Here is a 13,589-nt window from a genome sequence, read left to right as displayed (position 1 = left end):
CTACGTAATGGCAGAATTTCAACCAACATCTGTTGGCAAATTAGAAAATGACTATGATGTTGTAATTATCGGTTCTGGTGGGACTGGCCTTTCAGCCGCTATTCAAGCAAATGAATTAGGGATGAAGGTTGCAGTGCTAGAAAAGGAAAAGGAACTTGGTGGGAATACCAACCGGGCTTCTTCTGGAATGAACGCTGCTGAAACCAATGTTCAACTTCACCATGGTGTGATCGATAACGTTGCTGACTTTTACCATGAAACATATAAAGATGGTGGCCGGCTCAACGATAAAGATATGTTAGGCTACTTCGTTTACCACACTGCCCCAGCGATTGATTGGTTAGCCGATCATGACATTAAACTGGATGATATTACCATTACCGGGGGAATGTCTAAGAAGCGGACCCACCGTCCAGCAAGTATGGCGCCAATTGGTGGCTTCTTGGTAAAGAGTTTACTGGAAGTCGTTGCTCAAGAAGATATCCCTGTATTTAACAAGACGAAAGTTACTAAATTACGACGGGCTGACGATGGCCGGGTTAATGGAGTTGAAGTTAACGCTGACGGAATCACTAAGGTTATTAATGCGAAAGCAGTTATTTTAGCCACTGGTGGTTTCGGTGCTTCAAAAGAATACATTAAGCGGTTCCGTCCAGATCTTGAAAGCTACAAAACAACTAACCAACCAGGTGCTACTGGGGATGGGTTGAAATTAGCTGAAAACGTTGGGGCTGAATTAATGCAAATGAATTTAGTTCAAGTGCACCCAACTGTTCAGCAAGATAACCCTCACGTCTACCTGATTGGTGAAGCAGTTCGTGGTGAAGGGGCCATTATGGTTAATGGTGAAGGAAAACGGTTCGTTAATGAACTAAATACGCGGAAGATTTGTGCAAATGCAATTACCGCGTTACCGGAGCACAGTGCTTATTTAATTTTTGATCAAGGAATTCGCGATCACGTTAAGGCAATTGAATTCTATGACAAGGTTGGCTTAGTTGTTCATGGTGAAACAATTGAAGATCTTGCGAAGAAGATTAATGTGGATCCAAGCAACTTGAAGCAAACCGTTACCACCTGGAACCAAGCAGTTGAAAATCATGATGATGCTGAATTTGGTCGGACAACGGGGATGGATCGTGGTATTACCAAGCCAGGATTCTTCGCTATCCACATCGCCCCTGCTATTCACTACACAATGGGGGGAATCCACATTACGCCAAAGACTCAAGTACTTGATGGAAATGGTGACATCATTAAGGGACTTTTCGCTGCCGGTGAAGTAGCTGGTGGTCTTCATGGTAACAACCGTGTTGGTGGTAACTCCATTGCTGAAACGATCGTCTTTGGTCGTCAAGCAGGTCAACAAGTGGCCCTTTACGCACGGAGTTTGTAAACAAATAGCAACAGTTGGTGGTGAAAAACCACCGCGAGCAATTATTACTATTTAATTAAGGGACGGAAAGATGAAAAAATTAGAAAGTGTAAATTATAAGGGGTTCATTTGGCCTGTTATCGTTGGCCTAATCTTATGGTTTATGACCCCAATTAAGCCGGCTGCAGTTCCGGTTGCTGGTTGGCATATGTTTGCCTTATTCGTTGCAACGATCATTGCATGTATTACTCGGCCATTACCAATTGGTGGGGTATCAATTGTTGCCTTTGCTTTAACGGTATTGACAAAGACTGTACCAATGGAAAAAGCAATCGTTGGTTTTGGGAATGCCTCCATTTGGATGATTGCAATGGCATTCTTCATTGCCCGTGGGTTTATCAAGACCGGACTAGGTCGGCGGATTGCATTGAACTTTGTTAAGGCCTTTGGTAAGCGAACCCTTGGTTTAGCTTATTCATTAATTGGGGTTGACCTAATCTTGGCACCAGCGACCCCAAGTAACACTGCTCGTGCTGGTGGTGTTTTATATCCAATTATTGAATCATTATCACAGTCATTTGGTTCAGATCCCAAGAAGGGGACCTCGCGGAAGATTGGTTCATTCTTAATCTTTGCTGAATACCATGGTGATATGATTACCGCTGCAATGTTCATGACGGCGATGGCTGCTAACCCACTAGTTCAAACCCTTGCTAAGGGGAATGGCGTTAATGTTACCTGGCTTGGCTGGTTCTTAGCTGCCTTGGTACCGGGTGTCATTTCATTAATCGTTGTACCATGGTTGATCTACAAGATGTATCCACCTGAAATTAAGGAAACACCAAACGCTAAGCAGTGGGCTGAAGATCAGCTTTCAGAAATGGGACCAATGACTCTCCCTGAAAAGTTGATGGCTGTAATCTTTGTATTAGCATTAGTTCTCTGGATTGTTGGTAGCTTTATTGGTGTTGATGCAACTTTGGCTGCCTTCATCGCATTAGGATTACTTCTCTTAACTGGGGTTCTCAGTTGGCAAGATGTTTTGCATGAAACTGGTGCTTGGAACACATTAACATGGTTCTCTGTTCTGGTTATGATGGCTGGTTCATTAACAAGTTTAGGATTTATTCCATGGTTAAGTAAGGCTGTTGGTAGCTCACTTCACGGAATGAACTGGGTATTAGTATTAATCATTTTGATTGTGGTTTACTTCTACTCCCACTATCTCTTTGCTAGTTCAACCGCCCACGTTACTGCAATGTACAGTGCCTTCTTAGCAGTAGCAATTTCTGCTAACGTTCCACCAATGTTAGCTGCTTTGATGCTTGGGTTCTTTGGTAACTTAATGGCATCTACTACGCACTACGCCTCAGGTCCTGCACCAGTTCTCTTTGGTTCTGGTTACGTTCCTCAATCCAAGTGGTGGTCACTCAACTTTGTCCTCGGGATCTTCTACATCGTCGTTTGGATCGGTATCGGAAGCCTCTGGATGAAAGTATTGGGTATGTGGTAATTTGAGAGTGCGAAGCCGTAAAAAAGCTCCCGGATGATAACGATTTCTCTCGACGAAGGCGACTAGCGCCTAGGAAGGAGGTTGCTAGCTCTAGGAAACTCGAGTGAAGCACGTTTAAACTAGAGTGCGAGAGTTGCCAAGCACATCAGCTAAACGCAGATTGTGGTCACGGTGAGCACGTTTCGGCTTGGTCGCCTAGAACATTAGCTCTAGCAAGTTCCTGGCGAGCAGCTCTTAACTCTATTGCTCAACCACTCAAAGTTTAGAATAGAAAATTAACTAACAGACTGACGAAAATTAATTATTTTCGTCAGTCTGTTTTTTTGTATTCGGAGATAATTAATTACACTTGTCATTATTATCTGCTTGCCGTTCTGTTTGGTTATGGCGTAAGATATGATTATGTATCAAAAAAAGGAAGGAACGAAAATGAATACCCGCGATTTACAGTATTTTGTTGCGTTAGTTAAATATAAAAATTACACACGGGTTGCTAAAGAATTTAAGGTTTCCCAGCCGAGTATTACTCAAGCAATTCAACGATTAGAAAGGGAATTTAATACCCAATTAGTTCGTAAGGATCGCTTTCATCGTGATGAAATGATTACGCGAAGTGGGTTACTTCTTTATGAAAATGCTGTTCTGATTAATGACAAGATCGATCTAACACGGAAGGAAATTAGCCGTGCTAACCAAAAGCAGATTCGGTTTGGCTTGCCGCCAATTATTGGGAAACTATATATTTCAAAAATTGTTGAGGAGTTTTCTGGTGATTTACTTTCCCGTCTTCGAATAACCTCAGTTGGTTCCCACGATCTGCTTAATCAGTTGCGGAAGGGAAAAATTGATATTGCCATTTTGGGTTCAACTGCACCGATTAATGAAGATGGTATTTTTGCTGAATTAGTGGCAACACGGCCTTTTGGAATCATCGTTAGTAAGCAAAATTCACTTGCTCAAAAGGATGCGGTTTATTTTAATGAATTAGCGACGCAAAAATTTATTAATTACGATCAGCAATATGTTCATCAATCTGCGTTTCAGGCATATTGCACATATGCTCAAATAAAACCTCAAATTGTTGTTTATCGCTTGCCAAATATTTCTTGGATTAAGGAACTCGTTCGGCAAGATAAGGGAATTAGCCTAATGGTTAAGGATGCCGCGACAAATGAACCAGGAATTAAAGCATTAGATATCCTTGATCCGATTCCAGAAAAGTTTTACATTTCAATCGTAATTCGGGAAGGATACGTTCTGAGTGATGACGAGCAGGACTTTATTCGGCGAGTCAAACAGATTCAACTTGATAATTAGTGGTTGACAAGGTCGGTATAATTATTTATGTGAATTTAAACTGAACGGAATTGATGGAGGAAGAGCAGTCATGAAAAAAAGTGACGCAGAAGATACAGAAGGGATAATGGGATTCGAACCCGCAGAGCATATTTCGACACATCACCATATGGCAATCCCGTGGCAAGACTTCTTTACTAATGATAATTTTACGCCAGCAGGTGAAGCTAACCTGGTGGAGCGAGCCGCAATTGCCGGACGAATCGGTTTAATGATGCTGTCATACGGAACGGGAGCTTGGCGAGTTCGTGACTCAATGAATATTGTTGCCCGTGAACTAAAGATGACCTGTTCGGCTGATATTGGACTGGTTTCACTAGAGTATACCTGTATGGATGCTCACCATAGCTATACCCAAGCATTGTCGTTACCAAGCACTGGGATTAATACGAGTAAACTATCCCAGATGGAACGGTTCATCGACGAATTTCACGAACATGGCAGTGAGATGACAATTAGTGAGATTCATAATCGCCTTGAGAAGATTGCCCATAGTCGGGGAAATTACACGCCAATTCAAGTTGGCCTAGCAGCTGCCTTAGCTTGTAGCTGTTTCGTTTTCCTGCTTGGCGGCGGACCTGTTGAAATGGCCTGCTGCTTTCTTGGCGCGGGCTTAGGAAACTATGTTCGGCGGAAGTTAATTGATCGCCATATTACGTTATTAGCCTGTGTTTCTGTAGGAGTCGCGGTTGCTTGTCTCTTTTACCTGTTTGCTTTTGTTGGGATGCAATGGTTATTTCACATTAGTCCCCGTCACGAAACGGGATATATTGGAGCAATGCTTTTCATTATTCCCGGCTTCCCATTCATTACTAGTGGCCTAGACATTTCTAAGTTAGATATGCGATCAGGTCTTGAACGACTTGCCTACGCGGTGACTATCATTGTGGTAGCAACATTAGTGGGGTGGATTGTGGCAATGGCTGTCCGACTACGACCAGGAACGTTAGCGGCTCTACCGTTACCACCGTTAATGTTAATGCTGCTACGGGTTGTGACGAGTTTTGGTGGTGTCTTTGGATTCTCAATCATGTTTAATAGTACGCCGAAGATGGCAACAGTTGCAGGATTAATTGGAGCGATCGCCAATACGACTCGCTTAGAATTAGTAGATTATAGTAATATTCCTGCCGGTGCCTGTGCGTTTATTGGGGCATTGATTGCTGGGTTATTAGCTTCAATTGTTAAGCGGAAAATTCACTATCCACAGATTTCAATTACCGTCCCTTCGATCGTAATTATGGTTCCTGGATTATATATGTATCAAGCAATGTATAATATGGGGCTAACCTCAATTAGTGTTGGTGCGCTCTGGATTACTAAGGCCCTCCTAATTGTTGTTTTCTTACCGCTTGGTTTAATTACTGCTCGAATCATTACTGATCCAAAATGGCGGCATAATGGTTAACATGGGAGTGATGAAATGATCATTCAATATCCACAAAATCTTTTAGCTCAAGTTCACCAACGAGTTGCTGGACGAAATCTTGCTGGCTTTGCCCCTGGTCAAGGGAAATTAAAGCCAGACTTGATGCTGGTTGGTGAAGCTCCTGGTCGCCACGAGGAAGTTCATAATATTCCTTTTTCAGGGGCCTCCGGTAAAGAACTAATGAAAATGTTAGCAACGATTGGTTATGACCGTGATAATGTTTATATCACCAGTGTTGTTCGTCAACGACCATACTCAATTAAAGAGGTCGTTGATAAGAAAACTGGTGCTAAGGTAGTAAAAAAGCCAAACCGGACGCCAACAAAGAAGGAAGTTTTAGCATTTGCTAACCTTTTTGATTGGGAACTTGCTCAGGTTCAACCTAAAATAATCGTTCCCCTAGGCAACACTGCGTTGCAACGGTTACTTGGCCCACAAGCTAACATTGGAAAACTTCACGGTCAATTGTTGAATCAGCCGATTCAGCACGCTAAAAAAGATGGCAGCGGCTATGAGTTTGCAACAACTAATTCCTTACTAGTACCGATGTATCATCCGGCTGCAGTTTTATATAGTCGAAAACTAGAGCCAACTATTTTGCGTGATTGGCAAAGGTTAGGGAATTTTATTAAAAAGACTAACTAAATATTTACTTGGAATTGAAAAGAGGTTGAGTTAATTTTCAACTCTTTGTATAATACATGACTAGTTATTAACTAGAAAATATTCGATAGCAAGCGGGTGAAGCGGAATGCTGCGGAACCCGCTATCTTTATTCTGGGGGAGGGGACAAGAATTTGGAGTTAAAACAACGACGAACAATCGTTACGGGAGCCTTATTGTTATCTAACATTATGGCGGGAATGGACGGGACGATTGTTAATACGGCATTACCGGCAATTACCAGTGACTTGCATGCTCTTCAGTATATGGGATGGATAGTAGCGATCTTCCTGTTTGGGATGGCCGTTGCAACGCCATTGTGGAGTAAGTTTGGTGAGCATAAGGGAAATAAAATTGCTTACATTAGTGCAACCTCTCTTTTTGCGATTGGGGCGATTTTTCAGGGACTTGCTCCAAATATTATCTGGTTTATTATTGCCCGGGCAATAATGGGAATTGGCGCTGGGGGAATGAACACTATTCCATTTATTGTCTTTGCCGAAATCTATACCAACCTAAAGAAACGGGCCACGGTGCTTGGCTTATCAAGTGCTTGTTTCGGGACTGCTTCAATTATTGGTCCCCTCCTTGGTGGGTGGATCGTTGATGCACTTAGTTGGCATTGGGTATTTTATGTTAATGTTCCGATTGCGTTAATTGCGATTACGATCATTGCAATCTTTTATAAGAATGTTAATGCCCAGGCAGCCGGTAAACCAATTGATTACTTGGGAGCGACGTTGTTAGTTAGTAGCTTAATGCTGATCTTGATTGCGGTTCAATTAATTGGAGTTGCCTCGCTTCCTGTTATCCTTGGCCTAATGATTATTGGCGGGGCATTACTATGGTGGATGGTAAAGGTTGATCAGCAAGCCGCTGACCCGATTGTGCCGAATCGATTATTTACCAATCATGAATTAGTAATTGACTTTATGCTCTTTGTGATTATCTGGGGTTCCTTTATTGCCTTTGTTATTTATATTCCAATGTGGGCTCAGGGACTTCTTGGGCTATCGGCATTACTTGGTGGAATGACGCAAATTCCAGGAGCAGTGACGGATTTTCTTGGCTCCGAATTGGTCCCGTTTATTCAGGATCGATGGTCAAAGTATGAAATTGTTGGCTTAGGTGCTTTGACAATTTTTATTTCATTTCTCGGCCTTTTGCTTGGCGGTCAGAAATCGCCATTCTGGTTGATCATGATTCTTGGTGCATTTGAAGGGTTCGGTGTTGGTTTAGTTTTTAATATTCTTCAGATTAATGTTCAGACTGATGCTGAATTACGAGATGTTCCAATTGCAACATCAATGGGTTATTTGATGCGGATCCTTAGTCAAACTTTCATGTCTGCAATTTATGGGGTGATCCTTAATAACGCCTTGCTGCAGGGAATCAAACACCATCATGGAATTACAATGGGAATGCTAAATAAGTTATCTAACGCCAAAACAGCAAGTAGTTTGCCAGGAGCGTTGTTACCCGAGATGCGTCATATTCTATACAATGGGTATAGAAATATTGTGATCACAGCACTAACCCTCATTACTATTTCATTAGTAATGGTTGTTGTGATGTGGATCCGAAATCGAAAGCAATCTGTAAAAAGAGGTTAATGAAAAGTGAAGAGCGTGAAGAAGAAGCCAGTTATGACTAAGTTTTCACGCTCTTTTATTAGTTATTAATTATCATTTTCTCGATGCCACTCTTTGATTTGCTCCATTCGGGCTTTAAAGCGCCCTTCGCGACCCTGACTTGTTGGCTTATAAAACTGTTGCTCCGCCAATTCTGGTGGCATTGTTTTCATTGAGGTTAGTTTGTCCTTAGTATCGTGGGCATATTGATAGTGAGCACCGTAATGAAGATCCTTCATTAGTTTTGTTGGTGCATTCCGAATTTGAAGGGGAACTGGCAAATTACCAGTCTTTTTAATTATTTTTTTGGCAGTCATTCGGGCTTTATAAACCGCGTTTGATTTAGGTGCCAGTGATAGGTAGATAACACACTCTGTGAGGTGAACGTCACATTCCGGAACACCAAGAAATTTGCAAGCTTGGAAAGTATTAATAGCAACGGTTAATGCATTAGTATCTGCAAGACCAATATCCTCGCTGGCGAACCGGACCAACCGTCGGGCAATGTAGAGCGGATCTTCACCACCATCAATCATTCGTGAATACCAATAGATTGCCGCGTCAACATCACTATTGCGCATTGATTTGTGGAGCGCGGAAATGACATTGTAGTGTTCTTCACCATGCTGATCGTAGCGTAATGATTTAGTATTGATCAGCTGCTTGAGGCTATCAATGGTTAAATTCACTTGATGATCATGATGATTAGCATTTAACACGGCCATTTCAAGAGTGTTGAGGGCAACCCGAGCATCGCCATTGGCAAATTCTGCAATCATTGTTAAAACATCATCGTTGTAACTAACCTTAATTCCAGGAAAACCAGCTGGGTGGTTGATTGCTCTTTTAAGAATCTCAATAATGTCAGTTACTGTTAATGATTTAAGAACGAAAACTTTGCACCGACTAAGTAAGGCAGAGTTGATTTCAAAAGAAGGATTTTCCGTTGTTGCCCCAATTAAAATGATGCTTCCCCGTTCAACAAAGGGAAGAAAGGCATCTTGTTGAGCCTTATTAAAACGGTGAATTTCGTCGATGAAGCAGATTGTTCGTTCGCCAAATTCACGATTTTTCTCCGCCTCTTCCATAATTTTTCGGATATCACGAATACTGCTTGTAACAGCACTGAAGGTGATGAAATGGGACTTTGTTTGTTGAGCAATTATTTCCGCTAACGTGGTTTTACCGACACCGGGCGGTCCCCATAAAATAAGTGAGGATACCTGATCGTGTTCAATCAGGTCACGAAGAACCTTGCCGTTACCGATTAATTGTTGTTGCCCCATAAATTCCTCAAGAGTTTTAGGGCGAATACGGTTAGCTAGCGGAGTATTATTGTTTGATTGAGCGAAAAGAGATTCCTGATGCATTGAGATTACTTCCTTTATTAATTAATTTTAAGACAAAACTTAATAAAATTGAATGGAGTTGGGTGCTAAAATCGTGTTACGATGAAAGTAGCTATTTATAGTAAGATCGGGGAAACTCGATTAGTTTATTAAGAGGAGCCCAACAGCTCATGAGAAAATTACCAAAATTTCAACACCAGGTTGCTTCTGAGCTTGCTAGCAATTTTGGCCAAAGTATTCGTGAATTAATATGCTGTGGTCAACACCGTTCACAACGAGCAACCTTTGTTGAATTACAAATCCAGGTGAGCGGCTTTAAGCAACGGATGACTGATGAGCAAAAATTTCACCAAATGCTTACGGAAGCACAACAAGAAAGCGAAGAAGATTTTGTGATGCCAGCAGTTCCGTTTAGCGTCAGCTTGCGTAAATTACCCAATACTTTAGCGAGAACCTACGTCTTAAATGAACAGCCAGGTCCACAAAAGGCAATTATCTATTTACCAGGAGGGGCATATATTGAGTCACCTGTAAAGGAGCAGTGGTTATTTGCTGATCGGTTAGCTCAAGAAACAGGGGCCCGTGTTTATGTTGTCTTGTATTCCCATCTTCCACAGCACCAGTTTCAAACGGCATATCGGGAGATTACCCAGTTATATCGACAAGTTTATGATCAGGTCCCGGTTAGCAATATTACACTCCTGGGTGACTCCGCTGGTGGTGGTTTAGCTGCTGGTTTTTGCGAATACTGTGCAGCAACCGACCTGCCACAACCAGGACACTTAGTTTTAATCTCGCCCTGGTTGGATCTCGACTTGAATAACCCGACAATTACCAAGTATGAGGCTCATGACGTGACCCTATCAGTTAAGGGGTTACAGCGAGTGGCTAAACTGTGGGCTGCAAGTGAAAAGCATGATGATTACAGGCTAAGTCCAATTAATGGCGATGTTAGTCAGTTGCGGGATGTTTTGGTTTGTGTGGGTACCCGAGAGATTATGTATCCAGATAGCGCCTTATTTGTTCAGAAGCTCCGTGATGCTGGAGTGTTAAATTTGTTGTTGGACGTGATTTACCCCATATTTTTCCGATATACCGGATGCCAGAGGCCGATCAGGTGATGACAGAAATAACAAAACTAGTTAATAGTTAAAACAAAGAATTAGAGAAGGAGATCTTAGGTTATGTCAGAAGTTGCAGTTGTATTTGCGCCAGGATGCGAAGAAATTGAAGGGTTAACAGTAATTGATGTATTGCGTCGCCTTGGTATTGATGCCAAAATGGTTGGCCTTGAAGGTAAGGAAGTTCTTGGTGCTCATAACATTAAATTGACTTGCGATGAGCTGATGGGTGATCAGCTGTTGGAGTATGATCTTGTTGCCTTTCCGGGTGGCATGGGTGGCTCGAAACGACTTCGTGATAACGAACAATTAAAGCAATTAATGGTTCAGCGTAATCAGGAAGGTAAGTGGAATGCCGCAATGTGTGCTGCACCAATTGCACTTGCTCGTTATGGTTTGTTAGATAATCACGATTACACTTGCTATCCTGGAATAAATGAAGAAATTCAAAAAGAAGTACCAACGGCCCGGTTCCACAAAGAAATTACGGTAGTTGATGAGAAAGCCAAGATCCTTACTAGTCGTGGCCCAGCAACCGCTCTTGCTTACGCCTTTAAGATTGCAGAAATCTTAGGGGGTGACACAAAGCAAATTAAGAAGGACATGCTATACGTTTACCTTGCTCAAAATATCTAAATTTTATCTAAAATTCCTCTTTACAGATGAATGCGAATATTATAAGATACCATTTGTTGTTTTATTCGTAATTACTGTTTGGAAGATTTTTTCTTGAACGCAATTAGCAATTATTTTAAGCTTAATGAATTAAATACGAACATTCGCACGGAAGTTTTAGCTGGCTTCACAACTTTTATTTCAATGTCATACATTTTGTTCGTTAACCCTAATGTTTTAGGAGCAGCGGGGATGAACCAAGGGGCAGTATTCACAGCAACTGCACTTTCAGCAGCATTCGGGACATTAATGATGGGACTTTATGCGAAGTACCCGATTGCTACTGCTCCAGCTCTAGGAATTAACGCTTTCTTCTCGTATTCCGTTGTTATTGGGATGGGAGTTAACTGGCAGACTGCCTTAGCTGCTGTTTTTGTTGCCTCATTGATTTTTATCCTCATTACGATTTTTAAGTTACGTGAAGTAATTATTGACGCAATTCCAAGTGATTTGAAATTCGCGATTTCTAGTGGGATTGGTTTATTCATTGCTTTTTTAGGACTTCATCAAGGTGGTTTGATTGTCGCTAACAAGTCAACTGTTGTTGGCCTTGGCTCGTTTACTACACCAACTACCTGGTTAACGATTATCGGCCTAATTGTTACCTCGATTTTAATGGTTAAAAGGGTTCCGGGGGCAATCTTTATTGGAATGGCGGTGACTGCAATTGCGGGATTGATTACCGGACTAATTCCAATGCCACATCACGTTATTTCGGGTGCTCCAAGCTTAAAGCCAACATTTGGCGTTGGTGTTGAATATTTCTCCCATATTAATACCATTCAGCTCTGGGTTGTTGTTTTGACTTTCTTGCTAGTAACTTTTTTCGATACTGCTGGAACGTTAGTTGGTCTTGCTCAACAGGCAGGGTTTATGAAGGATAATAAAATGCCGCGGGTTGGGAAAGCTTTAATGTCCGACTCTAGTGCAATGTTAGTTGGTTCCATCTTGGGAACTTCACCAGTTGGCGCCTATGTTGAATCGTCAGCGGGGATCGCAGTTGGTGGTCGTTCCGGTTTGACTTCAGTGGTAACGGCGATTTGTTTTATTTTAGGAATGTTTTTCTCACCATTATTACCGGTAGTTACTAATCAAGTAACCGCGCCAGCGCTAATTATCGTCGGGGTATTAATGGCTCAGTCAATGAAACGGGTTCATTGGGAAAAACTCGAAATTGCGATTCCAGCATTCCTGATTGTTATCGGGATGCCGTTAACCTACAGCATTTCAGATGGGATGGCTCTTGGATTAATTATGTATCCACTTACCATGATTGCTGCCAAGCGAGGTAAGGAAGTCCATCCAATTATGTATGCCCTTTTCTTTATCTTTATTGTATTTATTGCAATTTTGAACGTGAAGTAATAATTATTTAATTAAAAAGCGGGAACTGCTTGCAGATCAGAAATAATAGCAAGTGGTTCTCGCTTTGTTTAGTTAGAATTTGATTGATCCTACTTAGTTAATAATATATTTGGCAGCTTCGCCAGTTAAAACATTAACGGCATTAGTGGCAACAATTTCAGCCATTGCATCCCGAGCTTCAAATGATGCGTTACCAATGTGTGGTGTCAAGATAACGTTATCGAGGTTCTTGAAACCGTCAGCAACGTTTGGCTCAGCTTCATAAACATCAAGCGCAGCACCAGCAAGTTTATGATCCTGAAGAGCCTTGAGTAGGGCTGCTTCGTTAATTACGGGACCGCGGGCACAATTAATCAGGAATGCTGAATCCTTCATCATTGCGAATTGAGGAGCATCAATTAAATGGTGCGTTTCTGGTGTTAGCGGACAGTGAAGAGTAACCACGTCAGAACGTTTTAATAACTCATCAAGCGTAACGTATTCAGCAGAATATTGAGCTTCCGTTGCTGGATCAGCTTGGTGACGTTGGGTGTAGATGATCTTCATGTTAAATGCATGGAGGCGTTGTGCAACTCCACGCCCGATACTTCCTAATCCAACAATTCCTAAAGTCTTGCCAGCTAATTCGTGACCAAGGAAGAAGAGTGGTGCCCAGCCGTCAAAACCAACAGAGCGCATTACACGATCTCCTTCAACAATCCTTCGCATGAGGGCAATAACTAATCCACTAGCAACTTCGGCAGTAGCCGTTGAGGAAACAAATGGCGTATTAGTAACGTCGATTCCCTTAGTCCGGGCGTATTTGACATCAATATTATTAAACCCGGCGCCAAAGTTAGCGATTAACTTAAGTTTTGGAGCGGCGTCAATCACTTCTTGATCAACTTGGGTGGATAGCGGAGTAATTAATACTTTGCAGTCTTTAACATGCTTAATCAATTCATCTTTTGAAATTAACCCTTTTCCGTCAAAAACCTCATAGTGGATTGCAGCTTTATTTAATATTTCAGTAGCCACTTTTGGCAATTTTGCTGATAGGTAAACGGTAGCCATAATATTCGCCTTCCTAATAAAAAATAATGATCGTGTAAACGATTACACGATCATTATAG

Annotated in this window: 11 protein-coding genes; 9 read left to right on the top strand and 2 right to left on the bottom strand. The window is 41.8% G+C overall.

The window, feature by feature from the left end:
- The first annotated feature begins 7 nt into the window (after positions 1-7).
- From HUK49_RS00970 to HUK49_RS00945, 6 genes are all read left to right on the top strand, one after another.
- Positions 8-1,396, top strand: a complete 1,389-nt coding sequence (locus HUK49_RS00970) for a flavocytochrome c (protein WP_191912313.1) — start codon at positions 8-10, stop codon at positions 1,394-1,396.
- A gap of 70 nt (positions 1,397-1,466) precedes the next feature.
- Positions 1,467-2,888, top strand: a complete 1,422-nt coding sequence (locus HUK49_RS00965; RefSeq protein WP_191912312.1) for an anion permease — start codon at positions 1,467-1,469, stop codon at positions 2,886-2,888.
- 429 nt (positions 2,889-3,317) lie between these two features.
- Positions 3,318-4,205, top strand: a complete 888-nt coding sequence (locus HUK49_RS00960) for a LysR family transcriptional regulator (protein WP_191912311.1) — start codon at positions 3,318-3,320, stop codon at positions 4,203-4,205.
- 106 nt (positions 4,206-4,311) lie between these two features.
- Positions 4,312-5,652: a threonine/serine exporter family protein gene (locus HUK49_RS00955; RefSeq protein ID WP_191912365.1), complete on the top strand. Its 1,341-nt coding sequence runs from the start codon at positions 4,312-4,314 to the stop codon at positions 5,650-5,652.
- 15 nt (positions 5,653-5,667) lie between these two features.
- Positions 5,668-6,318 (top strand): uracil-DNA glycosylase, encoded by a 651-nt coding sequence (locus tag HUK49_RS00950; protein ID WP_191912310.1) that lies wholly within the window; start codon positions 5,668-5,670, stop codon positions 6,316-6,318.
- Between the two features lie 152 nt (positions 6,319-6,470).
- Positions 6,471-7,949 (top strand): MFS transporter, encoded by a 1,479-nt coding sequence (locus HUK49_RS00945; RefSeq protein WP_191912309.1) that lies wholly within the window; start codon positions 6,471-6,473, stop codon positions 7,947-7,949.
- Between the two features lie 65 nt (positions 7,950-8,014).
- Here HUK49_RS00945 and HUK49_RS00940 read toward each other — a convergent pair whose 3' ends face one another.
- Entirely contained in the window at positions 8,015-9,337 is a 1,323-nt protein-coding gene (locus HUK49_RS00940; RefSeq protein ID WP_191912308.1) for a replication-associated recombination protein A, read from the bottom strand.
- 149 nt (positions 9,338-9,486) lie between these two features.
- Between HUK49_RS00940 and HUK49_RS00935 the strand changes: the two genes are divergently transcribed.
- The 3 genes from HUK49_RS00935 to HUK49_RS00925 all read left to right on the top strand — a co-directional run bounded on the left by HUK49_RS00935 (position 9,487) and on the right by HUK49_RS00925 (position 12,477).
- Positions 9,487-10,437, top strand: coding sequence for an alpha/beta hydrolase fold domain-containing protein (locus HUK49_RS00935; RefSeq protein WP_235980896.1), 951 nt, complete (start codon positions 9,487-9,489; stop codon positions 10,435-10,437).
- A 63-nt stretch (positions 10,438-10,500) separates the two neighbouring features.
- Positions 10,501-11,073 carry a DJ-1 family glyoxalase III gene (locus tag HUK49_RS00930; RefSeq protein ID WP_191912307.1) on the top strand — a complete coding sequence of 191 codons (573 nt, stop codon included), beginning with the start codon at positions 10,501-10,503 and terminating at the stop codon, positions 11,071-11,073.
- Positions 11,074-11,166: 93 nt separating this feature from the next.
- The gene (locus HUK49_RS00925; RefSeq protein ID WP_206705576.1) at positions 11,167-12,477 is read left to right on the top strand and encodes an NCS2 family permease; all 1,311 of its coding nucleotides are present in this window, start codon (positions 11,167-11,169) and stop codon (positions 12,475-12,477) included.
- Positions 12,478-12,570: 93 nt separating this feature from the next.
- Here HUK49_RS00925 and HUK49_RS00920 read toward each other — a convergent pair whose 3' ends face one another.
- Entirely contained in the window at positions 12,571-13,530 is a 960-nt protein-coding gene (locus HUK49_RS00920; protein ID WP_102168180.1) for a 2-hydroxyacid dehydrogenase family protein, read from the bottom strand.
- Positions 13,531-13,589: the final 59 nt, after the last annotated feature.

Source organism: Limosilactobacillus portuensis (genome assembly GCF_014838735.1).
Lineage (GTDB): Bacteria > Bacillota > Bacilli > Lactobacillales > Lactobacillaceae > Limosilactobacillus > Limosilactobacillus portuensis.
The sequence above is the reverse complement of the archived record's forward strand: the minus strand, read 5'-3'. Positions and strand labels throughout refer to the sequence as shown.

Excerpts from the sequence above, each read along its gene's own strand:
- HUK49_RS00960 (WP_191912311.1), top strand. The coding sequence starts at position 3,318 with ATGAATACCCGCGATTTACAGTATTTTGTTGCGTTAGTTAAATATAAA.
- HUK49_RS00920 (WP_102168180.1), bottom strand. The coding sequence starts at position 13,530 with ATGGCTACCGTTTACCTATCAGCAAAATTGCCAAAAGTGGCTACTGAA.
- HUK49_RS00930 (WP_191912307.1), top strand. The coding sequence starts at position 10,501 with ATGTCAGAAGTTGCAGTTGTATTTGCGCCAGGATGCGAAGAAATTGAA.
- HUK49_RS00970 (WP_191912313.1), top strand. The coding sequence starts at position 8 with ATGGCAGAATTTCAACCAACATCTGTTGGCAAATTAGAAAATGACTAT.
- HUK49_RS00965 (WP_191912312.1), top strand. The coding sequence starts at position 1,467 with ATGAAAAAATTAGAAAGTGTAAATTATAAGGGGTTCATTTGGCCTGTT.
- HUK49_RS00935 (WP_235980896.1), top strand. The coding sequence starts at position 9,487 with ATGAGAAAATTACCAAAATTTCAACACCAGGTTGCTTCTGAGCTTGCT.
- HUK49_RS00940 (WP_191912308.1), bottom strand. The coding sequence starts at position 9,337 with ATGCATCAGGAATCTCTTTTCGCTCAATCAAACAATAATACTCCGCTA.
- HUK49_RS00955 (WP_191912365.1), top strand. The coding sequence starts at position 4,312 with ATGGGATTCGAACCCGCAGAGCATATTTCGACACATCACCATATGGCA.
- HUK49_RS00950 (WP_191912310.1), top strand. The coding sequence starts at position 5,668 with ATGATCATTCAATATCCACAAAATCTTTTAGCTCAAGTTCACCAACGA.